At 66.5% G+C, this 24,057-nt stretch carries 25 protein-coding genes; 7 read left to right on the forward strand and 18 right to left on the reverse strand.

All coding sequences use genetic code 11. The features are described 5' to 3' along the window. Nucleotides 1-11 precede the first annotated feature (11 nt). The 3 genes from N4S67_RS14510 to N4S67_RS14520 are packed head-to-tail and all read right to left on the reverse strand — an operon-like array spanning nt 12 to nt 3,042. On the reverse strand, nt 12-1,010 hold the full coding sequence (locus N4S67_RS14510) for a peptidylprolyl isomerase (RefSeq protein ID WP_260993669.1): 999 nt from the start codon (nt 1,008-1,010) through the stop codon (nt 12-14). After that, complete coding sequence (locus N4S67_RS14515; RefSeq protein WP_260993670.1) at nt 1,010-2,113, reverse strand: SecDF P1 head subdomain-containing protein; 1,104 nt, start codon at nt 2,111-2,113, stop codon at nt 1,010-1,012. The genes N4S67_RS14510 and N4S67_RS14515 overlap by 1 nt, the downstream gene beginning before the upstream one ends. A 59-nt stretch (nt 2,114-2,172) precedes the next feature. Then, nucleotides 2,173-3,042, reverse strand: a complete 870-nt coding sequence (locus N4S67_RS14520; protein WP_260993671.1) for a peptidylprolyl isomerase — start codon at nt 3,040-3,042, stop codon at nt 2,173-2,175. Nucleotides 3,043-3,149: 107 nt separating this feature from the next. Between N4S67_RS14520 and N4S67_RS14525 the strand changes: the two genes are divergently transcribed. Further along, nucleotides 3,150-3,827 carry an MBL fold metallo-hydrolase gene (locus N4S67_RS14525; RefSeq protein WP_260993672.1) on the forward strand — a complete coding sequence of 226 codons (678 nt, stop codon included), beginning with the start codon at nt 3,150-3,152 and terminating at the stop codon, nt 3,825-3,827. Then, nucleotides 3,824-5,089 carry a histidine--tRNA ligase gene (gene hisS / locus N4S67_RS14530; RefSeq protein ID WP_260993673.1) on the forward strand — a complete coding sequence of 422 codons (1,266 nt, stop codon included), beginning with the start codon at nt 3,824-3,826 and terminating at the stop codon, nt 5,087-5,089. The genes N4S67_RS14525 and hisS overlap by 4 nt, the downstream gene beginning before the upstream one ends. Nucleotides 5,090-5,226: 137 nt before the next feature. Here the strand turns inward: hisS and N4S67_RS14535 are convergent, their stop codons facing one another. Beyond that, nucleotides 5,227-5,760, reverse strand: a complete 534-nt coding sequence (locus N4S67_RS14535) for a hypothetical protein (RefSeq protein ID WP_260993674.1) — start codon at nt 5,758-5,760, stop codon at nt 5,227-5,229. A 135-nt stretch (nt 5,761-5,895) separates the two neighbouring features. On the opposite strand from N4S67_RS14535, the gene N4S67_RS14540 reads away from it, so the two are divergent. Further along, nucleotides 5,896-6,315, forward strand: coding sequence for a hypothetical protein (locus N4S67_RS14540; RefSeq protein ID WP_260994043.1), 420 nt, complete (start codon nt 5,896-5,898; stop codon nt 6,313-6,315). Nucleotides 6,316-6,411: 96 nt separating this feature from the next. Here N4S67_RS14540 and N4S67_RS14545 read toward each other — a convergent pair whose 3' ends face one another. After that, nucleotides 6,412-6,768: a gamma-glutamylcyclotransferase family protein gene (locus tag N4S67_RS14545; protein WP_260993675.1), complete on the reverse strand. Its 357-nt coding sequence runs from the start codon at nt 6,766-6,768 to the stop codon at nt 6,412-6,414. 53 nt (nt 6,769-6,821) lie between these two features. On the opposite strand from N4S67_RS14545, the gene N4S67_RS14550 reads away from it, so the two are divergent. Further along, the gene (locus tag N4S67_RS14550; protein ID WP_260993676.1) at nt 6,822-7,838 is read left to right on the forward strand and encodes an Rv2578c family radical SAM protein; all 1,017 of its coding nucleotides are present in this window, start codon (nt 6,822-6,824) and stop codon (nt 7,836-7,838) included. Between the two features lie 5 nt (nt 7,839-7,843). Here the strand turns inward: N4S67_RS14550 and N4S67_RS14555 are convergent, their stop codons facing one another. From N4S67_RS14555 to N4S67_RS14570, 4 genes are all read right to left on the reverse strand, one after another. Continuing rightward, nucleotides 7,844-9,100 carry an acyl-CoA dehydrogenase family protein gene (locus N4S67_RS14555; protein WP_260993677.1) on the reverse strand — a complete coding sequence of 419 codons (1,257 nt, stop codon included), beginning with the start codon at nt 9,098-9,100 and terminating at the stop codon, nt 7,844-7,846. Further along, nucleotides 9,097-10,233, reverse strand: a complete 1,137-nt coding sequence (locus N4S67_RS14560; protein ID WP_260993678.1) for an acyl-CoA dehydrogenase family protein — start codon at nt 10,231-10,233, stop codon at nt 9,097-9,099. Before N4S67_RS14560 ends, N4S67_RS14555 begins: the two co-directional genes overlap by 4 nt. Nucleotides 10,234-10,284: 51 nt before the next feature. Further along, nucleotides 10,285-11,508: an amidohydrolase family protein gene (locus N4S67_RS14565; RefSeq protein ID WP_260993679.1), complete on the reverse strand. Its 1,224-nt coding sequence runs from the start codon at nt 11,506-11,508 to the stop codon at nt 10,285-10,287. 77 nt (nt 11,509-11,585) lie between these two features. Further along, nucleotides 11,586-12,248: a TetR/AcrR family transcriptional regulator gene (locus tag N4S67_RS14570; protein WP_260993680.1), complete on the reverse strand. Its 663-nt coding sequence runs from the start codon at nt 12,246-12,248 to the stop codon at nt 11,586-11,588. A 79-nt stretch (nt 12,249-12,327) separates the two neighbouring features. Here N4S67_RS14570 and N4S67_RS14575 point away from each other — a divergent pair, with 79 nt between their 5' ends. Beyond that, on the forward strand, nt 12,328-13,167 hold the full coding sequence (locus N4S67_RS14575; RefSeq protein WP_260994044.1) for an LLM class flavin-dependent oxidoreductase: 840 nt from the start codon (nt 12,328-12,330) through the stop codon (nt 13,165-13,167). A gap of 12 nt (nt 13,168-13,179) precedes the next feature. Continuing rightward, nucleotides 13,180-14,064: an acyl-CoA thioesterase gene (locus N4S67_RS14580; protein ID WP_260993681.1), complete on the forward strand. Its 885-nt coding sequence runs from the start codon at nt 13,180-13,182 to the stop codon at nt 14,062-14,064. A 79-nt stretch (nt 14,065-14,143) separates the two neighbouring features. Here N4S67_RS14580 and N4S67_RS14585 read toward each other — a convergent pair whose 3' ends face one another. From N4S67_RS14585 to ypfJ, 6 genes are all read right to left on the reverse strand, one after another. After that, nucleotides 14,144-14,971, reverse strand: coding sequence for a mycofactocin-coupled SDR family oxidoreductase (locus tag N4S67_RS14585; protein WP_260993682.1), 828 nt, complete (start codon nt 14,969-14,971; stop codon nt 14,144-14,146). Then, nucleotides 14,968-16,539, reverse strand: coding sequence for a flavin-containing monooxygenase (locus tag N4S67_RS14590; RefSeq protein WP_260993683.1), 1,572 nt, complete (start codon nt 16,537-16,539; stop codon nt 14,968-14,970). The genes N4S67_RS14585 and N4S67_RS14590 overlap by 4 nt, the downstream gene beginning before the upstream one ends. Continuing rightward, nucleotides 16,532-17,128: a TetR/AcrR family transcriptional regulator gene (locus tag N4S67_RS14595; RefSeq protein WP_260993684.1), complete on the reverse strand. Its 597-nt coding sequence runs from the start codon at nt 17,126-17,128 to the stop codon at nt 16,532-16,534. The genes N4S67_RS14590 and N4S67_RS14595 overlap by 8 nt, the downstream gene beginning before the upstream one ends. 73 nt (nt 17,129-17,201) lie before the next feature. Continuing rightward, nucleotides 17,202-17,873 (reverse strand): MBL fold metallo-hydrolase, encoded by a 672-nt coding sequence (locus N4S67_RS14600; protein WP_260993685.1) that lies wholly within the window; start codon nt 17,871-17,873, stop codon nt 17,202-17,204. A 40-nt stretch (nt 17,874-17,913) separates the two neighbouring features. Next, the gene (locus N4S67_RS14605; RefSeq protein ID WP_260993686.1) at nt 17,914-19,560 is read right to left on the reverse strand and encodes a DUF885 domain-containing protein; all 1,647 of its coding nucleotides are present in this window, start codon (nt 19,558-19,560) and stop codon (nt 17,914-17,916) included. Continuing rightward, nucleotides 19,553-20,440: a KPN_02809 family neutral zinc metallopeptidase gene (ypfJ, locus tag N4S67_RS14610; protein WP_260993687.1), complete on the reverse strand. Its 888-nt coding sequence runs from the start codon at nt 20,438-20,440 to the stop codon at nt 19,553-19,555. Before ypfJ ends, N4S67_RS14605 begins: the two co-directional genes overlap by 8 nt. A gap of 87 nt (nt 20,441-20,527) precedes the next feature. Between ypfJ and N4S67_RS14615 the strand changes: the two genes are divergently transcribed. Next, a complete protein-coding gene (locus N4S67_RS14615; protein ID WP_260993688.1) occupies nt 20,528-22,066 on the forward strand; it encodes a carboxylesterase/lipase family protein in 1,539 nt (512 codons plus the stop codon). Here the strand turns inward: N4S67_RS14615 and N4S67_RS14620 are convergent. Genes N4S67_RS14620 through N4S67_RS14630 form a run of 3 tightly spaced genes read right to left on the reverse strand, consistent with a single transcriptional unit; the run spans nt 22,063 to nt 24,007 of the window. Beyond that, nucleotides 22,063-22,560: an SRPBCC family protein gene (locus N4S67_RS14620; protein WP_390893396.1), complete on the reverse strand. Its 498-nt coding sequence runs from the start codon at nt 22,558-22,560 to the stop codon at nt 22,063-22,065. The genes N4S67_RS14615 and N4S67_RS14620 overlap by 4 nt on opposite strands. 25 nt (nt 22,561-22,585) lie before the next feature. Continuing rightward, complete coding sequence (locus N4S67_RS14625; protein WP_260993690.1) at nt 22,586-23,110, reverse strand: SRPBCC family protein; 525 nt, start codon at nt 23,108-23,110, stop codon at nt 22,586-22,588. 9 nt (nt 23,111-23,119) lie between these two features. Further along, nucleotides 23,120-24,007, reverse strand: coding sequence for an oxidoreductase (locus N4S67_RS14630; RefSeq protein ID WP_260993691.1), 888 nt, complete (start codon nt 24,005-24,007; stop codon nt 23,120-23,122). Between the last annotated feature and the right edge of the window lie 50 nt (nt 24,008-24,057).

The following is a 24,057-nucleotide window of genomic DNA, read 5'->3' on the forward strand; positions in this document are numbered from 1 at the left end:
TCGTGCGGGTGTCAGTCGAGCCGCACCGACTCGATCGTAACGTCCCGTGCGGGCTTTCCGTCGTCGGCTCCGCCGGTGACGCCGGCCGCGGCGACCTTGTCCAGCACCGCCATTCCGGTCGCGTCGATCGTGCCGAACACCGTGAACTTGGGCGGCATCACCGAGTCCTCGATCACCATGAAGAACTGGCTGCCGTTGGTTCCCGGCCCGACGTTGGCCATCGCCAGCGTGCCTCGCGGGTACAGCACCGGTGCCTGCAGCGCGGGATCGGTGAGCCGGAACTGGTTGGTGGGGTACTCGTTCGGGAACCGGTAGCCCGGTCCGCCGTCACCGGTTCCGGTCGGATCTCCGCAATACAGGACGTTCGTCCTCGGTGCGGCGTGCATCCGGTGACAGGTCGTGTCGTCGAAGTACCCCTGCTGAGCCAGGCTGGCGAAGTTGTTCACCGTGCACGGCGCCCGGCCGTTGTCCAACTGCATCCCGATGTTGCCGACAGTGGTCGTCATGCTCGCGCTGACGATCGCCGGGTTGGTGGGCACCCGGCCCGCGCGCGGCGGCTTGACGGGCTTGCTCGGCGGTTCGATGGTCAGCGGGTACTGGCAGTTGGAGCCGAGGGTCGGTGGCGGGTCGAACGGCGGCAGGTTCGCGGGCGCCGATGACGACCTCCCCGGCGAACCGGGTTGGCCCGGCGTCCCGTCGAACGACTCGAGGCTGCGGCCGACGGCGACGATGAACAGGACGCTCAGCACGACCACGAGGATCGTCAGCGCTGTGAGCACGTAACCGACGATCAGTCCGGCGATCGCCAGACCGCGGCCCTCCTCGCCGGTCTTCTTGATCTGCGACAGCGAGATGTGCCCGAACAGGATGCCGAGCGGCGCGATTACGAAGGCGCACACCAGGGCCGCGATGGCCAGCGCATTGGTCGGTTTCGGGTGCGGATAGCCACCCGGGTACGCGCCGTACAACGTTGGCGGGTACCCCCCGTACGGCGGAGGCGGAATAGTCATCAGAAGGCCTCGGGGGCAGCGCCGCGGTTGCCCGCGCCGCGCGCCAGGTACACAACGGAACCGACGATGCCCAATACCAGCACGGCGCCGCCGGCCAGCAGCCCGATGCGTACAACTGTCGAAGCCGGTTGTCCTGCGACAGTTTTCGGCGTCGAAGCCTCGAACGTCAATAGAAGTGGCAAGGGGTCGTGACCCAAGACGCTCGCGAGCGCCTTGGCGTCGGCGGGTTCGAACCGACCGGTGATCTGCAAGCGACCGCCCGGAATGGCCTCCATGATCACCGGAGCGCTGATCACCTTCGTATCCACCACGAACGCCGTCTGGTCGCCGACATTGGCTGCGGTGAACTCACCCCAGGTCTTGGTGCCCTCACCAGTGAATTCAAGGTCGACGACGGGCTCGCCTCGCTGCTCACTGTCTTCCCAATCGGCATTCTCTATGTGCTCGCCGCTCATGATCGCTTTGTCGAGGAGATACACCTGAGTGTTGTCCTGCGAACAGGTGACCAGCGGCAATTGCGGGTCGTCCTGTCCCGCCAGATCATCGTTGTCGGTGCAGCGGCTCGCTTGGAACTGCAATGCCAACAGCTGTATCTGCTGGTCGGTGCTCTGTCGCAACTGCCTCTCATTGGCGATGCGCGCCACCAGGTCCGGGGCCGGCGGCCGCGGGCTCGAAGGACTCGTCGACCCGGACTCAGCGGGAATCGCGTTGATCACCGGACGGATATACAGCTGTCCGACCTGACCGATCTGGCTGATCGCGGCGCCGTCGCCGGGTGCGGCGACGGTCAGGGTGTCGCCATCGACGACGACTTGCACACCCGAGAGCCCTAGTTCGTCTGCGCGCGCGGCAACCATTTCGCGGCCCCGCGACAGCGCATCAGGGGACGGGGACGAACCGTCCATCGCCCGCGCTGTGAACGTGACCTCGGTGCCGTCCTGCGGGGCGGTGCCCATCCACTGTGTTCTGGTCGCAACAGCGAGCAGCACGTACGCGGCGATCAGCACGACCAGCACACCCAGCACCAGAAAGGGCACAAAGGTTGACCTTCGCGCTGGCCCCGGCGGAGCACCGGGATAGCCCGGGTGCGGCATCTCGCTCATGGGGAACCTTGCGAGAGCACAGCAAGACTGTAGTTCTCCATGCCGCTCGGCGCGGTCACTCAGTCCAGGAGAACCGAGTTGATCTTGACGTCGGTCGCCGGCTTGCCGTCCCCGGCGCCGCCGGCCACTCCGGCGCCGCCGATCTTGTCCAGCGTGGCCAGCCCGGTCTCGTCGATCGTGCCGAACACCGTGTACCCCGGCGGCAGTTGCGAGTCCTTGTACACCAGGAAGAACTGGCTGCCATTGGTGTTCGGACCGGCGTTGGCCATCGCCAGCGTGCCGCGCGGGTAGAGCACCGGCTCGTTCAGCCGGGGATCGTCGGGCTGGAACTGGTTGGTGGGGTACTCGTTGGCGAACTCGTAGCCGGGCCCGCCCGTGCCCTCTCCGGTCGGGTCGCCGCACTGCAGCACCGACAGACCGGGCGTGGTGGTGAGTCGGTGGCACGGGGTGTCGTTGAAGTAACCCTGCTGGGCCAGGCTGGCGAAGCTGTTGACGGTGCACGGCGCCTTGGCGTTGTCGAGCATCAGCCCGATATCGCCCTGCGTGGTCTCCATGCTGGCGCTGACCTGGGCGGGCTCGGTCGGAACCTTTCCGGCGCGCGGCGGGTTGTTTGGCTTGCTCGCCTCGGCCGCCTTCGGATACTGGCAGTTCTCGCCGAGCCCCGCGGGCGCCGCGAACGGAGGCAGTTGACCCGGTTCTCCTGGGGCAGCCGGCGCGGATGTCGTGGTCGAGGCCGACGCGGTCTGACCGTCTGAGTCGCGGTTGGTGAGGACGAACGTCGCCACCACGGCGCCGATGACGATGAGCGCCGCTGCAACGGAGCCGACGATCGTGTAGATACGCCGCTTACGCGCCCTTTCCGCACGGCGCTCGAGCTGCCGTTCGAGTTTGCGCTTGGCCGTCGCACGCCGTTGTTCGTTGGTCGGCACCGCCGGTGTCCTCCTCGTGGGGGTGATCGGTCGGCAACGAGTGTGCCAGGCCTTGCTGAGAGCGGGCGCTGCGACCCGCTCCCGCACGGGATGGGAAACTGGACGCCGTGTTCATCACCGGTTTCCCGGCAGGCATGTTGGCGTGCAACTGCTACGTGCTCGCTCCGGCGGCCGGCTCGGACGCCATCGTCGTCGATCCCGGCCAACGTGCGATGGGCCCGCTACGCAAGATTCTCGACGAGCACCGCCTCACCCCGTCCGCGGTGCTGCTGACACACGGACACATCGACCACATCTGGTCGGCGCAGAAGGTGGCGGATACCTACGGGTGCCCGGCCTACATCCATCCGGAGGACCGGTTCATGCTGACCGATCCCATCAAGGACTTCGGGCCGCGCCTGGCGCAGCTCGCGTTCGGCGTGCTGTTCCGCGAACCCAAGCAGGTCGTCGAACTGGACCGCGACGGCGACAAGATCGATCTCGGCGGCGTGACGGTGACCGTCGACCACACACCGGGCCACACCCGCGGGTCGGTAGTCTTCCGGGTCGATTCGGCCATCGGCTCGGGACCGGGATCGGTGGCGTTCACCGGCGACACGCTGTTCCGCCAGTCGGTGGGCCGGACGGACCTGCCCGGCGGCAGCGGACGCGATCTGTTGGGCTCGATCGTCGACAAACTGTTGGTGCTCGACGACGACACCGTGGTACTACCGGGACACGGCGAGAAGACCACGATCGGCTTCGAACGTCGGACCAACCCATTCCTCGAAGGCTTGAGCAAGTGACTGACTTTCAGGCGCCCAAAGGCGTCCCCGATTACCTGCCGCCCGACTCGGCGCAGTTCGTCGGGGTTCGCGACGGTCTGCTCGCCGCGGCCCGGCGCGCCGGATACGGCGATATCGAGCTGCCGATCTTCGAAGACACCGCGCTGTTCGCTCGCGGCGTGGGCGAATCGACCGACGTGGTGTCCAAGGAGATGTACACCTTCGCCGACCGCGGCGACCGGTCGGTGACGTTGCGCCCGGAAGGCACCGCCGGGGTGATGCGCGCGGTGATCGAGCACGGTCTGGATCGCGGGCCGCTGCCGGTCAAGCTCTGCTATGCCGGACCGTTTTTCCGCTATGAACGTCCGCAGGCGGGGCGCTACCGCCAACTGCAGCAGGTGGGCGTGGAGGCCATCGGCGTGGACGATCCTGCGTTGGATGCCGAGGTGATCGCCGTCGCCGAAGCGGGTTTCCGCTCGCTGGGACTCGACGGGTTCCGGCTGGAGATCACGTCACTGGGCGACGACACCTGCCGCCCGCAGTATCGAGAGTTGTTGCAGGACTTCCTGTTCAAGCTCGACCTCGATGAGGACACGCGACGGCGCGCGGAGATCAATCCGCTTCGGGTGCTCGACGACAAGCGTCCCGCTGTGCGGGAGATGACCGCCGACGCACCCGTGATGCTGGATCACCTCTCCGACGTCGCCAAGCAGCACTTCGACACGGTGCTCGCGCATCTCGACGCGCTCGGCGTGCGCTACGTCGTCAATCCGCGGATGGTCCGCGGGCTGGACTACTACACCAAGACCACCTTCGAGTTCGTCCACGACGGTCTCGGTGCGCAATCCGGCATCGGTGGTGGGGGTCGTTACGACGGGCTGATGCGTCAGCTCGGCGGAAAAGACTTGTCCGGCATCGGGTTCGGGCTCGGCGTCGACCGGACCCTGCTGGCGCTGGCCGCCGAGGGCAAGACCGTCGGTGGGGCCACACGCGTCGACGTCTTCGGGGTGCCGCTCGGCGACCCGGCGAAGACGACGCTCGCGGTGCTGGCCGCGCGGCTGCGGGCGGCCGGTGTGCGCGTCGACCTGGCCTACGGCGACCGCGGGATGAAGGGAGCGATGCGCGCGGCCGATCGCTCCGGAGCGAAGATCGCGTTGGTGGCAGGGGACCGCGACATCGACGCAGGCACTGTCGGGGTGAAGGACCTCGCGACGGGCGAGCAGGTCGACGTGTCCGTCGACGACGTGCTGGCCGAAATACTCACCCGCCTCGGCCGCGGCTGACTTCTCCGTTGGATCCCGCGAGCGACCGTGTCTGCACGCGCCACGCCGCGCGATCCTGGACATCAACGGTCCTTCGCGTCACTACCGTAGTTCCATGTCGTTGATCGCGCTCGAGGAGCACTACGCCTCGGTGTCGGTCATGGCTGCGATGGGCGAGTCGCAGCGTTCAGCACGTCGTCGGCGTTGCCCACGCCACCGTCGAACGGGTTGCCGCGCTTGAGCACTTTGGTGCCACCCGGCGTTACCGCTACCAATTTCGGTGAGCTCGAACCGATCTGGAATCTCCGTGCGAACTGCACCTGGTCCAGCTGGATGATGGCGCCGCCACCGTAACTGAACAGGTTGAGCTTGCGGTCGAGCACCGCCACCGACCGGCACGTGTGCAGTGGCTGGCTGCGGCGCTGACGAAACTTTCGGAACACCACGAGAAGCAGGACCGCTAAAACCACCCCTGCGGCCAGGAAGACGGCGCCGACCGCTGCTGACGGCGTGGCTGTGAGGAGCGCGACGACGCCGAAGCCGCCGACGGCGAGCGTCAACACGCCGAGCACGAAGGCGGTCACTGCCAGCCCGCCCGTGCGGCGGTCGAAGATGTTGACCCTGCGGCCGTCGTCGGTGACGACGAGTCCGCCGGTATCGGTCAGCACCTGAGGTGCGGGGGGTGTGTCCACGCCTGAAGCGTGCCATCTCGTGCTCGGCGAGCGTGCGCAAACCGCCCGAACATCCGCGCGTGCAGACACGTACGCATCCGGCGCAGGGATGCCGCAGCGTGTAACGATCCGGTACGGTGCGGCGATGTGACGGACATGCGAAATGCTTCAGCCAGGGTCGGGGCGGCGTTCATGGTGGCGGCAGCGTCAGTTGCGGTGAGCCATGCGACAGCGGAGGCCCAACCGGCCGGTCATGTGGTTCGGTACACGCTCATCTCGGCAGGCGCTGCGGATTACAACCTCAACTATCTGACCGCGCAGCCCGCAAGCAAAGAGGCCTACAACGCCGACGCGTACTCCTACCTGAAGAAGGAGTCGGTGAACCTGGCCCCCGGTGTGCCGTGGGTGTTCGAGACCACGCTCGAGGATCCCCAGTGGGCGATTCTGACCGCCAGCACCGGCGTGCACGCCATGCAGGCACCGCCGAATCCGCACTGCGAGATCACGATCGACGGTCAGATCGCGGTGCAGCAGGACGGTCCCTACACCGTGCAGTGCCAGCTCGGTCAGTGGTGACCGACGGGTCCGGTCTCACACTTCGCGCAAGCGCTCATCGGGGTTGTCACTCTTCGCGCAAGCGCTCATCGGGGTCGTCACTCTTCGCGCAAGCGCTCATCGGGCGAACACGTAGACCCACGCCTGGTCGCCTGAGCGCAGCGGAACGGCGACGCGGTGGTAGTCGTCGACCTCGTACTCGTCGGCCGCGGCCAGTTCGGTCTCGCTGATCTCGAACACCGTGCCCTCGACAGCCGCGCCGGCACGGTCCGACGGCTTGAGGATCGGATGGCGGTCGCTGCCGCTGGTGGCGATCACCTTCGGGTCGGTGATCGTCACGTAGTGCACGTCGTAGCCGACGATGGCGTCCGGTCGCCCGTCGAGTTCGCGGCCGAACGTACTCACCTGGACATCGCGTTGACGCAGAGTGCCGTAGGAGAACAGAAGTTCCGTCACGGCGACAGTTAATCGCATGCCGCGGGCGGCGTCGCCTTGACATGTGATCGAACATAGGTTCGAATTGAACGGTGCGGTGGGAGGACCAGGGCGTCAGCGTCGACGACGGCGCATTGCCGGGTCTGCAGCGAATCGGGTTCGTGCGTAGTGTCCGCTCGCCGCAGTTCGAGGGCATGACTTTTCACGAGATTCTGTGCAAATCAGCGCTCAACAAAGTGCCCAATGCGGCGATGCTCCCGTTCCGCTTCACCGTCAACGGCTACCGCGGGTGCTCGCACGCCTGTCGGTACTGCTTCGCCCGGCCCACCCATGAATATCTGGATCTGGACTGCGGCACCGATTTCGACACCCAGGTTGTCGTCAAGACGAATGTCGCCGACGTGCTGCGGCGCGAACTGCACCGTCCGTCGTGGGCGCGTGAGACCGTCGCCCTCGGCACCAACACCGATCCATATCAGCGTGCCGAGGGCCGATATGCGCTGATGCCGGGCATCATCGGGGCGTTGGCCGACTCCGGCACGCCGTTCTCGATCCTCACCAAGGGCACGCTGCTGCGCCGCGACCTGCCTCTGATCACCGACGCCGCGCGCCACGTGGACGTCAGCGTTGCGGTGTCGTTGGCGGTCGGCGACCCCGAACTGCACAAGGACGTCGAACCGGGAACGCCGACACCGCAGGCGCGGCTCGGATTGATTTCGGCGATCACTGATGCGGGCTTGGACTGCCACGTGATGGTGGCGCCCGTCCTGCCGCACTTGACCGACTCCGTCGGACACCTCGACATGCTGTTGTCGCAGATCGCCGCTGCGGGCGCGACCAGCGTGACGGTATTTGGCTTACACCTACGGGGTACCACGCGAGGCTGGTTCATGGCATGGCTGGCACGCTCGCACCCTGAGTTGGTCGGCCCGTATCGCGAGTTGTACCGGCGCGGAGCCTATCTGCCGTCGGACTACCGCAAGATGCTGCACGACAGGGCCGCGCCGTTGGTCGCGAAGTACGGTCTCGCGCCGGACCGCCGGTCGTTTCGCGCCGCCGAGTCGCGCCAGGCGCCCGTCGCCGCGGCCGCCCAGCCCACGCTGTTCTGACGCGCCTACTGCTTGTTGCGCTTGACCTGATTGAACGGCACGCCACGGTCGGCCGCCGGTTCGCGCGGAAAGCCCAGCACGCGTTCGCCGATGATGTTGCGGGCTATCTCGGTGGTGCCACCGCCCAGGGCAGCGGTCTGCCGCGACAGGTACCGATCGCCGTAGCGGATCATGCCGTCGCCGACGTCGACGACACCCGAACTCGCGGAAAGCGCCAGCACGGTGTCGAATTCGAGATGGTGGATCTCGGCGTGCGTGATGCGGATGATCGAGCCCGCCGCCGGGGGCAGCGAGCCGTCGAGCACACCGTGATAGACGTGGTCGATGAGTTGTTCGCGGACGGCTCGGTGCACCAATGCGCGGCCTGCCATCTCCTGCGCCCGTTCACTGTGGGCTTGTCCGGTTGCCTCAAGCAGCGCGGCGTAGTCGATGGGCACGTCGGACTTGCCTTCGGCGCCAACGCCGCTGGCGAACTCTGATCCGCCACCTACGGCGCGTCGCTCGTGGTAGAGCTGACGCGAGGCGACGTGCCAGCCGCCGTTGACCTCGCCGACGACGGCGTCGTCATCGAGCACGAGGTCGTCGAAGAACTCCTCGCAGAACTCCACCGAGCCGTTCACTTGCTTGATGCGTCGCAGTGTGATTCCCGGACTGTTGATGGGCACCAGGAACATGGTCAGGCCCTCGTGCTTGGGCACATCCCAGTTGGTTCGGGCCAGCATCAAACCGTAGTCGGCGGCGAAAGCGCTTGTACTCCATGTCTTCGCGCCGTTGATCACCCACTTGTCGCCCTTGCGGTCGGCGCGGGTGATGACCCCCGCGAGATCCGATCCGCCGCTGGGCTCGGACAGCAGCTGCACAAGCACTTCCTCGCCGCGCAGTGCCGCGGAGATGTGCTTCTGCTTCTGCTCCTCGGAGCCGGTGTCCAAGATGGTCGCGGCGCAGATCGTGAACGTCGGGGTGTTCAGGATGATCGGCAGTTCGTAGCAACGCGATTCGTTGTCGAACGCCTTCTGATAGGCGAACGGCAGGCCGAGGCCGCCGTACTCGCGGGGAAAGCAGATGCCGGCGAATCCGCCGTCGTACAGCTTCTTCTGCAGTTCACGGGCCCGTAGCCACGGTTGTTCCTCGCCGCGGTCGTGCTCGGGCGGATTACTCGGGTCGATCGGCGGCATGTTCTCCGCCAGCCAGGCTCTGGCGCGGGCGGCGAATTCCTCGACCGACTCGGTTGTCTGTGGCGGTGCCGATGCCGTGTCGGTCATGGGATCAGCTCCAGCTCCTTGTTGAGCGCGTAGACGCGAAGGTTGTGCTCCTCGGGCGTGCCGAACATCGAGCGGTACAGCGTTACCCGCCGCAGGAACAGGTGCAGATCGTGCTCCCATGTCACACCGATGCCGCCGTGCAGCTGAACGCAGTCCTGCAGCATGCCTGGGGCGTGTTCGCCCAGATACGATTTCGCGACGCTGACTGCGATGTCGGCACCGGGGGAGCGCGAGGCGACCTCGGCGACCGCGGCGTTCGTCGTCGCGCGGCACGCCTCGAACCAGATCTTCAGGTCGGCGTACTTGTGTTTGAGCGCCTGATAGGAACCCAGCGGTCGGCCGAACGAGTGCCGGTCGAAACCCCACTGGATGGTGAAGTCCAGCACCGTTCGGAGAATGCCGACGACCTCGGCGCACTGCAGGATCATCGCGACCTGACTCTGCCGGGCGATCAACGCCTCGGTCTGCTCCGGCGAGCCGACTGCGGCGCTGCGGTCGACCTCGACACCGTCGAAATGCACTCGGCCGTAGGTCTTCACCATGTCGATAGAGGCCTGCAGCTCGATCCGGACTCCAGGTGCATCGGTCGGCACCAGGAACTGACGCAGCGCACCTTCGCACGTCGCCACCACGAGCAGGACCGAGCTGTCGGAGGCCGCCTCGACGCGGTCCTTCACGCCGTCGATGCGATAGCCGGTCGCGGTGGGTGTGGCGGTAACGGACGCCTCCAGTGGCGACCATGGCTTACTCGGTTCGTAGACCGCCCAGGACGCGACCGTTTCGCCGGACACCAGCGATTCGAGCATGTGCTCGTGCCCGTCGGGGGCCTCCGCCAGACCGGCCAGTACCGTGCTGACCGGATGCAACGGTCCCGGTGCGACGGTCTTGCCCGCCAGTTCGGCGACCATGGCCAGGTCTCGCACGCCGTCGCCGGAGACATTGCCTCCGCCGAGATTCTCGGGCACCAGCAGACTCGTCCAGCCCAATTCTGCTGCCCGACGCCACCAATCGGCCTCGAACGACGTGCCTGCCTCGTGCAGTTCGCGCAACCGGCTCAGCGATGCTTCCTTCTCCAGGAAGGACTGCGTCGTCGAGGCGAACAGCAGGACCTCGGGGTTCGCGGGGTCGGTCATGAGTCGGGTTCAGCCTCTTCGGGTTTGACGGCGCCGGCCGCCGACAGTGGGTCAGGCGGGGATGACGAGCGGAGGTACGTCGGGATTGTGAACGACCTCGTTGGGCACCTTGAACAGGTCGACCATGTTGCCGCCCATAATCTTTCGCTGCCCTTCCTCGTCGAGGGCCTGCAGGTCGTCGATCAGGTGCGTCGGCTCCGCCAGGCCCTCAGGGTGGGGCCAGTCGGATCCGAAGATGACGCGGTCGATGCCGCACAGGTCGGCCATCTTGGCGAAGTCGTCCTCCCAGAACGGGGCCACGTACACGGCGCGCCTGAACGCCTCGACCGGGTTCTCGGGGAACTCCTGCGGCATCTTCTTGTACACGCCCTCGAATTGCTTGAACAGGTACGGCACCCAGTCCGCCCCGTTCTCGATCGACAGGATGCGCAGATCGGGATTGCGAGTCAGGGCGCCGTGGCATACCAGCGCCGCCATCGAGTCCTCGATCGGGCGCTTGCCCATCGAGACCATCCGGAACGCCGTCGGCTTGAACGGCAGGTACTCGTCGGCGGGTTCCCAGTCGTTGAGGTACTCGGCGTATCCGGAGTCCGACGCGTGCATCGACACCGGGATGCCGGCCTTCACGCAGGCATCCCAGAAAGGATCGAACTCGGGCAGGCCGAATGACCGGCTGCCGCGGTAACCGGGCACCGGCGCCGGGCGCACCAGAACGGTTTTCGCGCCGCGTTCGATGCACCACTCGAGTTCTTCGAGGGCGCGGTCGACGATCGGCAGCGTGATGACGGGGGTGGAGAAAATGCGGTCCTCGTAGTTGAACTGCCACGTCTCGTACATCCACTCGTTGAGCGCGTGGATGACGTCGTGAATGAGTTCGGGGTCGTCCTTCATCCGCTCCTCGACGAGGCTGGCCAACGTCGGGAACATCAGCGAGTAGTCGAGTCCGAGTCCGTCCATGACCTCGAGACGCGCGGCGGGCTCGCGGAAGGCGGGAATGGCCTTCATGGGCTTGCCCATCACCTCACGAAAGCTCTTGCCGCCGCTGCCGTGCCGGAAGTACTCCTCCTGCGCGCCCGGCCGTGCGACGACCTCGAACGTCGGATTCGGGATGTAGTCGCTGACTTGGTTGCGCACCATGATCTTGGTGCGGCCACGAACCTCGATGTAGTCGATGACGTTCTTGCGGTGGTCCGGCAGGAACTTGGTCAACGCCTCTTTGGGCTCGTAGAAGTGGTTGTCGGCATCGAACACCGGATAGGGAAGCTTGCGGGTCATCTCGCCTCCTGAGAGTCTGGTTCTGCGCTGCTGGTAATGACATTACCACCACCCGACCAGCCAAAACAATGCGCAGGTCAGATGCGTTGGCCGGGTGCCCGTAGGGCGGCGAAGCAGAAGTCGTAGATGTGGTCGGCGGAGACCGGGACGCCGGTGAGCTCGGCTCCGAGCACCTGCAGCCGCATCGCCCCGAGCGCCGACTGCATGATCAGCGCCGAGCTGGCGTCGACGTCCAGGTCGGCGCGGAACGAGCCGTCGGCGATGCCGCGGTTGATGATTTCCTTGATCAGTTCGTGCAACGGGGACAGCACTCGGGCGTACTCACGTGGCAGCGTCTCGGACAGGTGGTCGTTGTAGTTGGTCAGGCCACGATTGACCTTGTCCTGCGTGGTCGACTCGGCCGGTGTGCAGATGTGGTCGATCAATATGCGCAGCGCGGCCGCGGCCGGCAGGTCGGCGGTGTCCTGCGCCCACCTGCGGGTCGACTCCGACATGATCTTGTCGATCAACGCGAGCAGCAACTCGTCCTTGGTGGAGAAGTGCTGATAGAACGATCGCAGCGACGTCTTGGACCGCTCGACCACCTCGAGCACCGTGAAGTCCGTGCGGCCCGTCTCGCCGAGAATCGCCAACGCCGACTTCATGAAGCGCTTGGGGCGTGAGTCCGGGTCCACCGCTGCCGCGGCGCTCGTCGCCTGCCGGGTGGCTCCGGCCGACGACTCTCCGCTGGACTTGGCCATGGGTGGCCCCTTCCGGATCGCTGGGTTGTCGGTAATGACGTTACCGCTTCCGCAGAACCTGGGTTACTGTGTTGCAGCGATGGCCGAATGGTTTCTGTTCCTGCCCCAGGTGCGGCTGGACATCCCCGCGATCGTGGAGCGCGCGCATGTCGCCGAAGCCAGCGGATTCGACGGCATCGCCTTCATCGACCACCTCGAGGCGCCGGGAACGAGTGGCCAAAGCATCTGGGAGGCAATGGCCGTCGCGACGTGGGTGGCCGCAAACACCGACCGGCTGCGCATCGGGCACCTTGTGCTGTGCGACGCGTTCCGCCACCCCGCGGTGCTGGCCAAGCAGGCGGTGACGCTGGCCGCCGCATCCGGTGGCCGCTTCGAATTGGGGCTCGGCTCGGGGTCATGGCCCCAGGAGTTCACCCGGTTCGGTCTGCCCGACGCCGACGACGCGGCCGCACGGGTCGCGCGGCTGGGCACGACGCTCGCGCTGCTCAAGCAGTACTGGAGCGACGGTGAACTCGCTCAGCAACCGGCGCCGGCGCAGCCGATTCCGTTGGTGCTGGGCGGCACCGGCAAGAAGATGATGGAGCTCGTCCGCAGTCACGCGGACTGGTGGAACATCCCGTCGCATCAACTCGACCGGCTGCCGGCCCTGCTGCCGACGGTCGGCTCGGCCCGCGCCTCGCTGCAGCAGATGGTCGGATTCGTCGGCAGAGGCGTGGATCGCCAGACGGTCACGGACGTCAGTACACGGCGGTTCGGTCATCTCGGCGACGGACTGGTCTGCGGCGACGCCCCCGAACTCGTCGACCACTTCGGGCGCCTGTCCGAGCAGGGCGTCGAGCGTTTTTACGTCTGGTTCGCCGATTTCGCGGCGCCGGACACACTTTCAGAGTTCGCCGAAACAGTGATCGCTTACAAGTAAGGGCAATTGAGGATGACAACAGATTCAGCGCAGGCGCAGTGGACGGTACAAGCCCTGCTTGACCTGTTCGACGTGCAGCCGGCGGGCGACGACACGTTTACGGCCGAGACGGGACCCGCTGGCGAGGACGAGCGACAGGTGGTCGAGGGCACGCAAGTGCTCGCACAAGCCATTGTGGCTGCGGCCAAACGTTTTCCGGACAAGTCGGTGCGGTCGGTGTACGCGGTCTTCGCACGGGCGGTCATGGTCGGCGCCGGGCCGGTCGAGTTGGAGGTCGACGTCGTCAGCGAAGGCCGGTCCACTGCCACCGCTGTGGTCACGGCCAAGCAGAACGGCAAACGGTGCATCACCGTGACGGTGCTGGCCGACGTCCCCACAAGTGATGTCATCCGCCATCACCTGCCGCGTCCCGATGTCGCGGGCCCCGACGAAGCCAACGTGTCGCAGATGCCGATGGACGGCCGTGAGGTACGCGTGGTCGACGTGGTCGACGTCAACAGCCCGGACGAGGTCGGGCCCCCGGAACTGTTCGCGTGGCTGCACTACGACCCGATCCCGGCGCGCGACGACCTGGCCAAGGCGTTGATTGCGTATTTCACCGGACACCTTGGCATTTCGACGACCATGCGTGCGCACGAGGGCATCGGCACCGCGCAGGCGCACCTGACCGTGTCGACGGCGCCGATGACGGTGTCGGTCAGCTTCCATGAGCCGGTGCGTTGGGATGGCTGGATCCTCTACACCCACGAGAGCACTCAGGTCGGCGCGGGCATGTCGTATGTGCGCGGCGCGGTGCACACCGAGGCGGGTGAGCTGATCGCGTCGTTCGCCCAAGACGGCCTGATCCGTCCGCTGCGCACCACCGACACCGCGATCAAGGAGCAGTCCCGCCTCTAATCCCGTGGGCGCGAACGTTCCGTACCGCTCGACAGTTCGCAGAAATGTCGAGCGGTACGGAACGTTCGGCGGGTTAGGTCTAGATCTTGAGGTAGCCCTTGTCGGCGGGGATCTGCGCCGCGGTCACCAGGGACGACCCCTCGCCGGCCAGCCAGACCACGATGTCGGAGATGAGGTTGGGGTCGGCCAGCGATTCGGTCGGCAGCGCGCCGGGCGAGAAGCTGTGGATGTAGGTCTGGTGGTCGGCGAACATCTGCCACATCGACGTGTCGTTGCCCATTGGGGTGTCGGTGCCGTACGGATGCACCGAGTTGACCCGGATGCCGAATTCGCCGAGCTCGACGGCCAGCGAATTGGTCAGTGCGACGACACCGAACTTGCTGGCGCAGTAGTGTCCGCAGCCCGGGACGGCCTTGATTCCCGCCGCCGAGCTGATGTTGATGATCGACCCGCCATTGCCTGCCTCGATCATCGGCGGCACGACCGCCTTGATCGTGTTCCACACACCGGTCAGGTTGACGTCGAGGACTTCCTGCCACTGTTGGGCCGAGATCTCCCACAGTCGACCCCAGTTCATGACTCCGGCATTGGCGACGACAATGTCGAGCCGCCCGAACTGTTCGATCGCATCGGCGATGACGCGCTGCTGACCGGCGGCGTCGCGCACATCGACCCGGTCGGCGACGATCTTGCGACCCTCACCCTCCACCAGGCTGACCGTTTCGGCGAGGTCCTCCGGCGTCGCCGGCGGATAGCCGTTGTGTTCGGCGACGGGTGCGCAGGCGTCGATCGCGACGATGTCAGCACCCGCACGGGCCAGTCGGACGCAATGCGAGCGGCCCTGCCCGCGCGCGGCACCGGTCACGTAGGCGACCTTGCCCGCCAGCGGGGTTTCGGGGTTCGTCATGCCGGAAGCTCCTGAGGTAGTCGGGTGATGTCAACGGCGGGACGACGCGAGAAGTCATAGTCGGCCAACGCGGAACGTTTCGCGAATCGCCTTGATCCCGTGATGGTTTGGGGGCGGTGATAAACGGTGTCGCGCTGCGAGTTCACGAAGTACGTGCTCAGTCCGGGGTTGCACGCGGTGAAGTACAGGTGGGCAACCCTGCCGTGGCGCCGCATGCGGTCGTTCCACCGGTTGAACGCCGACTGGCTCACCGCCACGACACCGGTGCCGCGCCGGCGCGCTTCGTCGATGACGCGCACCGCGTGCGCGGCCATCGTCTCGACGAAGTCGGGCCACGCGAGTCCGACGAATCCGAGCGGTCCGACGATCTCCCAGCGGTTCGGCAGTCGCGGGTGCGCGGTGCCGGCGTAGCTCTGCAGACCGTGGGCACGGTAGTACTCGGCCAGGTCGAAGCCGTGCGCGCCGACAACTGTTGCGGGCCGGTATGTTTCGGGATCAGTCCACAGTTCGTAGCCGGTGGCCGCCACGATCAGGTCGACGGCGCGTTCGACACCATCGGTCGTGCGGATGCCCGTCGGTGTAATCCGCTCGATGGGTGTGGTGATCAGGCTGGTGTTGGGATTGTTCAACGCGGGAAGGAAACTGCTGGAGATCACCGGGCGTTTAGCCAGGATTCCGTAGCGCGGCACCAGCGCCCTGCGGGTCGCGGGGTCGGCGACGGTGACCCTCAACAGCAGCCGGTACAGCGCCCGGCAATAGGCGTCGTACAGCGGCATGGCACGGACCAGCAGCCTGTCGGGCAGCCTCGAGAACAGGTGCACGATGGGCGCGATCATGAACAGGTCCATGGCGAGCCGACCGGCAACATTGACCGCTGGGTACACCCCAGGTAGCCGCAACGCTTTGCGCATCAACGGGGGGATGTCGAAGTCGACTTTCGGCAGCACCCATGCAGGCGTTCGTTGGTACACGTCGAGGCGGCCGGCTTGTTCCGATAATGCCGCTGCGATCTGGACGCCGCTCGAGCCGGTGCCGATGACCGCGACGCGCTTGCCGCGCGTGTCGTAGTCGTCGTCCCACGCATTCGGGCGCAGGATCGTGCCGCCGAAGTCCTCGACCCCGTCGATGTCAATTGCGCTCTTGGCGTTCACATAGCCGCCGACAGAACTGATCAAAAACCGCGCGGTCACGGTCGGCTTGTCGCGAATGTGCAACCGCCACATAGCCGCCTGATCGTCCCACTCCTGGCGGACGACCTCGGAATTCGGCTGCAGGTGAGGGTACAGCCCGAGTCGGCGCGCGGTGTCGCGCAGATACTGATAGAGCTCGGGCCCTGGCGCGAACAGTCGCGTCCAGTTTGGGTTCGGCGCGAACGACAGCTGATACCACAGCGTGGGGATGTCGACGGCCAACCCGGGATAGTGGTTGTCGCGCCATGTTCCGCCGAAGTCGGTGTCGCGTTCGAGGATCACGAAGTCGGCGATGTTCCTCTGACGCAGCAGATGTGCCGCGGCGATCCCGCCGGGACCCGCACCGATGATCGCCACTTCATAGGTGGGTTCAGCCATGGTGGTGACCTCCGGTCAGGCCGGCGACGATGTAGTCGGACACGAACCGCCGCACCGCGCGCGGACTGTTCAGGTTGACACCTATCGGGGGTAACAGCTCGAAACTCAACAACATTCGCACAATCCATTCGCTTGCCCGGCCGGGATCGACCCCGGCGTCGACTTCTCCGCGCTGCTGCGCCCGTCGTACCCGCGGCTTCCACTGGTCCACCGACCGTGCCATCAGGTCGTCACCGATGTTGCGCAGCAGCAGAACGAGAATGCTCTCGTTGATACCGCGGGGGGTCACAGAATCGGACTGCGCCCGATGAGCGCAGATGACGACCGCCGCCGCCGCGACCTGACCCGCGAGTGTCTCCTGCTTGTCGACTTCGGCCGAGATGGTCTCGATGAACCCCGACGCGAGGTGGTCGAGTGCGGTCTTGATCGCATGCTCGCGACTACCTAGAGCATTGTGAACGGTACCGCGGGAGACGCCGGCCGCCTCAGCGACGGCGGTCAGACTGAATTGTCGCGGCCCCAACCGCCGCAGTGTCGCGGTGGTGGCTGCCAGCAGGGTGGGGGACACCGGCCGCGGCTGCGTACGCATTTGAACACATTAACGGTATGTGTTCAACGCGGTCACCGGATTGGTCAGATCGGCTCGACACCCTCTGCAGTGTTCACAAGCCGGCGGCGGTGTCGAGCAGGCGAGTCGCTGCGCCCGATGGGATCGGTTCGCCGTGACCGAAGCATGCGGTTTCGACGTCGAGGCGGGCCATCCGGTGAAACGACGCGACCGCACGCGCACGGTCCTGATTGAACGTGCCGAGCATGACGTTGCCGACGTTGGCGATCGCGTCGCCGGTGAACAGCACCTTGTGCCGGGGCAGGTGTACCGCAATGCTGCCTTCGGTGTGGCCGGGTACCGACAGGATTTCGGCGCCGCCGCCGAAGTCGAGCACGTCACCGTCGCGCAGTTCGCGCTCCACTTCGACCGGTGGGGCTTCGGCGGGCAGGCCTGCCGAAACCCGCTCGTAGATCGGGATTTCCCAGTCCTCGAAGATCGGCGGCGCCAGGACTGCCTCGCCTCGGATGGCCGCCGCATCACCCGCGCCTGCATACACGGGGGCGCCGGTCCGCTCGCGAAGGTCGGAGGCCGACCCGACGTGGTCGACATGCCCGTGGGTGATCACGATACGGTCGATGCCAGGCGCCGCCGACAGGATCTCGGCCGCTGACCCCGGCGCCCCGGTGTCGATGAGAGTGACCGAGTCGCCGTCGCGCCAGAGGTAGACCTGCCAGCCGTTGACCCGCAACATGGTGAGGTTGGCCGTGACCACCGTGGTGTCCATACCGTGACGTTAGGTTGCCGCGGCCGTCCTCCCAAGCGAATCAGCTTGCGGCGAAATCCTGCGATAGAGCCGAGCGGAGCACGTCCAGCGGTAGTCCGCCCAGATCAAGTGCGCGGCTGTGGAATTCCTTCATCGGCAAGCCGCGGCCGACGAAGTCGTCGCGAAGCTGCTGCCAGATCCGCTGTCCGATGGCGTAGGACGGCGCCTGGCCCGGCCAACCGAGATACCGGTCCAGCTCGAACCCCAGATGCTCCTCGGTCATTGCACTGTGTGACAGCAAGAACTCCCACGCCGTGTCGGCGTCCCAGATCTTCCCGTCGGGCGTTCGCATCCTGCAGTGCACACCGATGTCGATGACGACGCGGGCGGCCCGGAATCGTTGGGCGTCCAGCATTCCCATCCGATCGCCGTCGTCGTCGAGCCAGCCGAGCTCCGCCATCAGCCGTTCGGCGTAGAGCGCCCAGCCCTCCCCGTGGCCGGACACCCAGCAGCCGAGTCTGCGCCAGCGGTTGAGCCGGTCGGCCATCACGACGGCTCTGCCGATCTGCAGGTGGTGGCCGGGTACGCCCTCGTGGAAGACCGTCGTCGTTTCCTGCCAGGTGTGGAAGGTGTCCGTGCCGTGCGGAATCGACCACCACATGCGTCCTGGGCGGGTGAGGTCCTCCGACGGGCCCGTGTAGTAGATACCGCCGGTGTGTGTCGGCGCGATGCGGCATTCCAGCCGGCGCAGCGGCTCGTCGATGTCGAAGTGGGTGTCGGCCAGTGACTGCACTGCCCGGTCCGAGAGGTCCTGCATCCACGCCTGCAGTGCATCGACGCCATGCACCAGATAGCGGTCCTCGGCGTCGAGCCGCCGCAGGGCCTCGGCGACCGACGCCCCGGGGTACAGCCGCTGTGCGATGGAACTCTGTTCGGCAACAACGCTTTCCAGCAGCCACAGGCCCCATTCGTAGGTCTCGTCGAGGTCAACCGACGCGCCGAGGAACGATCGCGACAGCAACCCGTAAGCCTCGCGGCCGTATGCATCGTCCAGCCGGGCGTACGGGGCGATGTCGTCGCCCAACATGCGGGCCAGTTCGCTGTAGGCCTGCGCGGCGGCCGCGGCGTGTTGTTGCAGTTCGTCGTGCAGGGTCTCGTTGTCGGGCACCGCGGTCGCAACCATGTTGGTGATCAACAGCTGGATCTGGCCGGCCTGCTCGATACCGCGGCTGACCTGCCGGACCGCGGGGGCATGTCCCGACGACACCGCGGTCCGCAAAGCCTCGGCGTACCCGGCCACCCTGTCGGGCAGCCGGGACAACCGTCGACTGATCAGCGCCCAGTCATCGTCGGTATCGGTGGCCATGAGGTCGAACACGTTGCGCATCGTCTGTAGGGGCGAGGCGATCACGTTCAGTTCGCCGACGTCGAGTCCGGCGTCGTGCAACTCGATCTGGGTGCCGAGCCGTTCTCGCATGGCCGCGATGGTGACGTGATCGACGGCGTCGACCGGATTGACTCCTTCAAGCTCGCGCAGGGCCGACTTCGCGGCGTCCACGCGGCCGGCCACTCCCTCCGGTGAATAGTCGGTGATGTCGTCATCGTGGCCGGTGATACCGACTTCGGTTGCGGCACAGGGGTCCAACGCGGCAAACGCTTCAAGATAGCGCTCGGCTACGGCGTCGACGGCCGTCGCTGGCCTACCCAAGGTTGTTCGTCGCGAACGTGTCGCACGCGTTCAGCTCACCGGTCCGGTATCCCTCGGTGAACCACTTCTGTCGCTGCGCGGCTGAGCCGTGTGTCCATGCCTCCGGGTTCACCCGGCCGGTGGCCGCCTCTTGGATCCGGTCGTCGCCGACCGATGCCGCGGCAGATAATGCGTCGGCGATGTCCTTGTCGCTCAATGGCTCCAGGAATGTGACGCCGGTGCTCTCCTGCTTGGTGATGGAGGCGTAGTGCGCCCAGACACCTGCATAGCAGTCGGCCTGCAACTCGGTGCGCACACCGCCGCCCGTCGCGCCCTCCGGGTCCTGCTGGGCGCGAGCGAGTGAGCCTTGCAAGTCCTGGAGGTGGTGGCCGTATTCATGTGCGACCACGTACTCCTGCGCCAACGGGCCACCGCTGGAACCGAATCGGTCGCGCAGGATGTCGAAGAAGCCGGTGTCGAAGTAGGCGGTCTGATCACCCGGGCAGTAGAACGGCCCCACGTCGCTGGTCGCCGCTCCGCAGGCGGTGTCGACTGAGTTGGTGAAGATCTCCATCCTCGGCCGCTGATAACCCTGGACCAACTGCCCGAAGATCGCATCCACCGAGTTGCCCGTCGCGACCACCCGGCACTGCACGATCGCGTTGGCGTCCGCGCCCGTCCTGCACTGACTCAGATCGAAGCCCGGAGTTTCGACACCCTCGGTGCCGATCTGCTGCTGCGGCACCACCGAACTGGGATCGACGCCCAGAAACATCGCCACGACGAAGATCAGCAGTCCGCCGATACCGCCGCCGACCGCGATTCCCCGGCCGGGGCCGCGCCCACCGCCGCTGCTGGAGGTGGTGCTGGTGTCGATCTGCATGCCTTCGCTGAAGGTCATCGCGGCCCTCCTCAATTCCCGGCGACTCCCCGGCGATCGCCGGTCCGGCAGCCAGGTGGGTCCAGCTTCGCACACTACGATTTGGTCGTGGCAGTCGTCGTCGGACATTCGACTCTCGCGCACACGGGGTTGGGCACGCTGCGCGGCACACGTGACGGCGGGGTCGGGGTCTGGCGCGGCGTACCGTACGCCGAGCAGCCGGTCGGTGAGCGCCGCTTCCTCGCGCCCGCTCCCGCGCAGCCGTGGTCCGGGGTGCGCGACGCGCTCGAGCACGGTCCGCTGCCGCCGCAGAGCAAGTCGTTCGTCGGCGGCGGGCGCGACGATCCGAAGGTTCGCGACGAGGCCTGTCTGACCCTGACGGTGTGGTCGCCGGACACCAGCGCGTCGCTGCCGGTGATGGTGTGGATTCCGGGCGGGGCGTTCGTCTACGGCGCCGGTCAATTCCAGCTGTACAACGGGTCGCGATTGGCGGTCAACGGCAACGTCGTGGTCGTGAACGTCACCTACCGGATAGGGGTGTTCGGCGGGTTCGAACTCAGCGACCTCGGCGACGGTTTCGACGACAACCTCGCGCTGCGCGACCAGATGGCGGCCTTGCGGTGGATTCAAGAGAACATCGCCGCATTCGGCGGCGACCCGGAACGGGTGACCGTCTTCGGAGAGTCGGCCGGTGCCACGTCGGTGCTGGCGCTGTTGGCGAGCCCGGCCGCCTGCGGTTTGTTCAGCCGAGCCATCGCGCAGAGTCCGGCGCTGCCTCTGATCGCCGATCGTGAGGTACGGGCCAGGCAGGCGCACGACTTTCTGCGACGGCTGGGGGTGCGGCCCGCCGAGGTCAAGGCCCTGCCGCAACGGCAGTTGCGCCGGGCGGCGGGCCGGATCCAGGGTAAGAGTGCGGCGACCTCGCCCACGCTGGCCTACGGATTGACCCATGGCGTCGACCTGATTCCGCAGCATCCGGTCGACGCCGCGCGTGCGGGCGCGTTGTCGCGCGTGCCGTTGATCATCGGCACCAACAGCCATGAGGCGTCGATGTTCGCATGGACGAAGCCGCCGATGCTGCCCACGACGCCGGCATCCATCGACGCGTACTTCGCTCGCGTCGCCCCCGATGCGAGGGACCGGGTGCTCGCGGCCTACCCCGATTACCCGCGTCGACGGGCTCTGATCGCATTCGGGTCCGACGTGATGTTCGGCGGTCCGGCGTGGGCGTTCGCCGACGCCTACAGCGCACATGCTCCCACCCACATGTACCGCTTCGACCATGTCGGGTGGAGTCTGCGCATGCTCGGGTTGGGTGCGACGCACGGCAGCGAGATCGTGCACGTCCAGCACAGCTACGGGTCGTACATCGGCCGCAAACTGCATCCGCTCGGGCGTCGGTTGCAGCCGCCCGTGGGTCGGCGCATGCAGCGCGCATGGCTCGATTTCGCGAGCCAGGGCTGGGAGAACGCGGATGATCGCTTGCGCGAAGGCCAGAGACCAGCGCCGATCCGGTGGTCCAGCGGCCAGCACTGGCCGATGTACGACGCGAAGGACCGGCTGACGCGCGTCATCCTGTCGGCACGCGACATGGTGGTCTCAGATCCCGACGGCGAGCGCCGCAAAGCGTGGGCGAATCTGTACTAGGCGGCGGGGAAGCGCTCGCGGGCGTAGTCGCGCAGGTTGTACAGGAACTTCTGGAACATCCAGCCCATCACCGGCCGGCCCAGCGACATACCCAGCTGTGCTGCAACACCATTCGGCTTCATCGCCATTACCCACGTGAGGTGGCAACCCTGGGCTGTTTCGACCACGCGATAGTCCTCGGCGAACGCCGCGATGCTTCCCGAAGAGGCTTCGTTGAACCGAAAAGCCATGTGCGTGAACGGTTCCCACGCGAGAAATTCCTCGTCGCCCACGATGCCGCCGCGCATGTGAACGGTACGGGTAGTGCCGATTCCGCGCGGCTCGGGGCTGGTCCACGTGACCTTGGTGATGACGGTCGCCCAGTGCGGCCACGACTCGGCGTCGGCGAGCACCTCGAACAATTGCTCGGGAGTAATAGTCAGATCGACGGTGCTGACGAAGCGGAACGGGGCGCTGTCGATGAAGTCGATGCCGACGCGCTCACAGGTGTGCATGGCCATACACAGTAGAGGATTGTGTCTAGCCGCTGTAATTGATCGCCGGGGCGAATCGCCCTTCGATGTACTTCCGCAGCTTCACCAACTGTCGGCGGGTCGCCCTCTTGATGACCGGTCGCGCATACAGCCGCATGAGCCACGAGGGCGGCTTGCGCGGCCGCCGCGCGGTGGACCACGTCAGCCTGCAGCCGCGCTCGGTCGTCTCGATGCGAAATTCCTCCGCGGACGCTCCGGTGTTCTGCCGGGAGCTTTCGTTCATGCGAAGAGCCAGGTGCCGGTACGGGTTCCACACGATGATCTCTTCGGTGGCCGCAAAGTGATTCAGCACCTCGATGGCGCGGATTCCGCCGACGCGTTGCGGTCCCGGGCTGCGCCATGTCGCCTTCGTGATGAGGGAATGCCATTGCGGCAACGTGTCGGCGTCGGTGAGCACCTCCCACAGTTGCTGAGGGCTGACAGTCAGGTCGATGCTGTTGCGCGACCGAAAAGGGGCGTCGTCGCCGAAGATCTCGAGGCCGACGCGCTCACACGGGAAGAGCCGGGGCACGGCTCGAGCCTAGCCAGGGCCGTCGCTCGCCGCGGCCAATAACGGCACGAGTACATCGCTGATCGGGGTGGCCAGTGCGTACTGGGCGGCCTTGCGGGCGATCACCCCGTTGCGGATATCCCATTCGAGCGGGCGATGCGCCTCCCGATCGGTCAGCATCGAGGTGGTGATGTCCTCGGGCGACGCGGCGAGCATGTCGATGATCTGCCCGATCACGCTGTCGTCGAGCGTGGCGCCGTCGGCACGCGCCACCGCAAGGCACTCTTCGAGGTAACGACGGCTCAGCGCGGCCACGTCGTCGCGGCGGAACATGCCCGACCGGCGTCCCGTCAGTACCATCAGCCCGACCACCGCGTTGACCAGTAGCTTGTGCCACGCCGCGGAGATGAAATCCGGGTCAAGGTCGACCCGCACGCCGGTGTTGCGGAACAACTCGGCCAGAGATTCGGCGGCCTCGGTGACGGGCAACACCAGTCGGGCCTGTGTACGCAGGCGCACCCAGCCCTGCGGCGTCGTCTCCGCCGAGATCCACACCGCGGCGGGCACCACCGTCGCGGTCGGGCAGTAGCGCCCTACCCGTTCGACCTGCTCGACGCCGTTCTGCAGTGCACACACCACGGTGCCCTTGTCGCACAGCGGTGCCAGCCAGCCGCCGGCATGCTCGTTCTGAGTGTCCTTGACCGCGAGCAGCACCACGTCGACAGGCGACGTGATGTCCGCCGGGTCGGTCAGCACGGGACCCCGCACGACGATCGACTCTCCGTCGTCGGGCCTGACCTCGATGGACTCTCGCGGCGTCCGTCCGCACAAAGTGATCGGATGGCCCGCGGCGTGAAGCAGAGCCCCGACTGTCGAGCCGATCGCACCGGGGCCGACGAGGGCAATGCGGCTGCTCACAACGCCAAGCTACCGTCGCGACCGGCCCCTCTAGACTGTGGCAGTCCTTT

Source organism: Mycobacterium deserti (assembly GCF_025345615.1).
Classification (GTDB): Bacteria; Actinomycetota; Actinomycetes; order Mycobacteriales; family Mycobacteriaceae; genus Mycobacterium; species Mycobacterium deserti.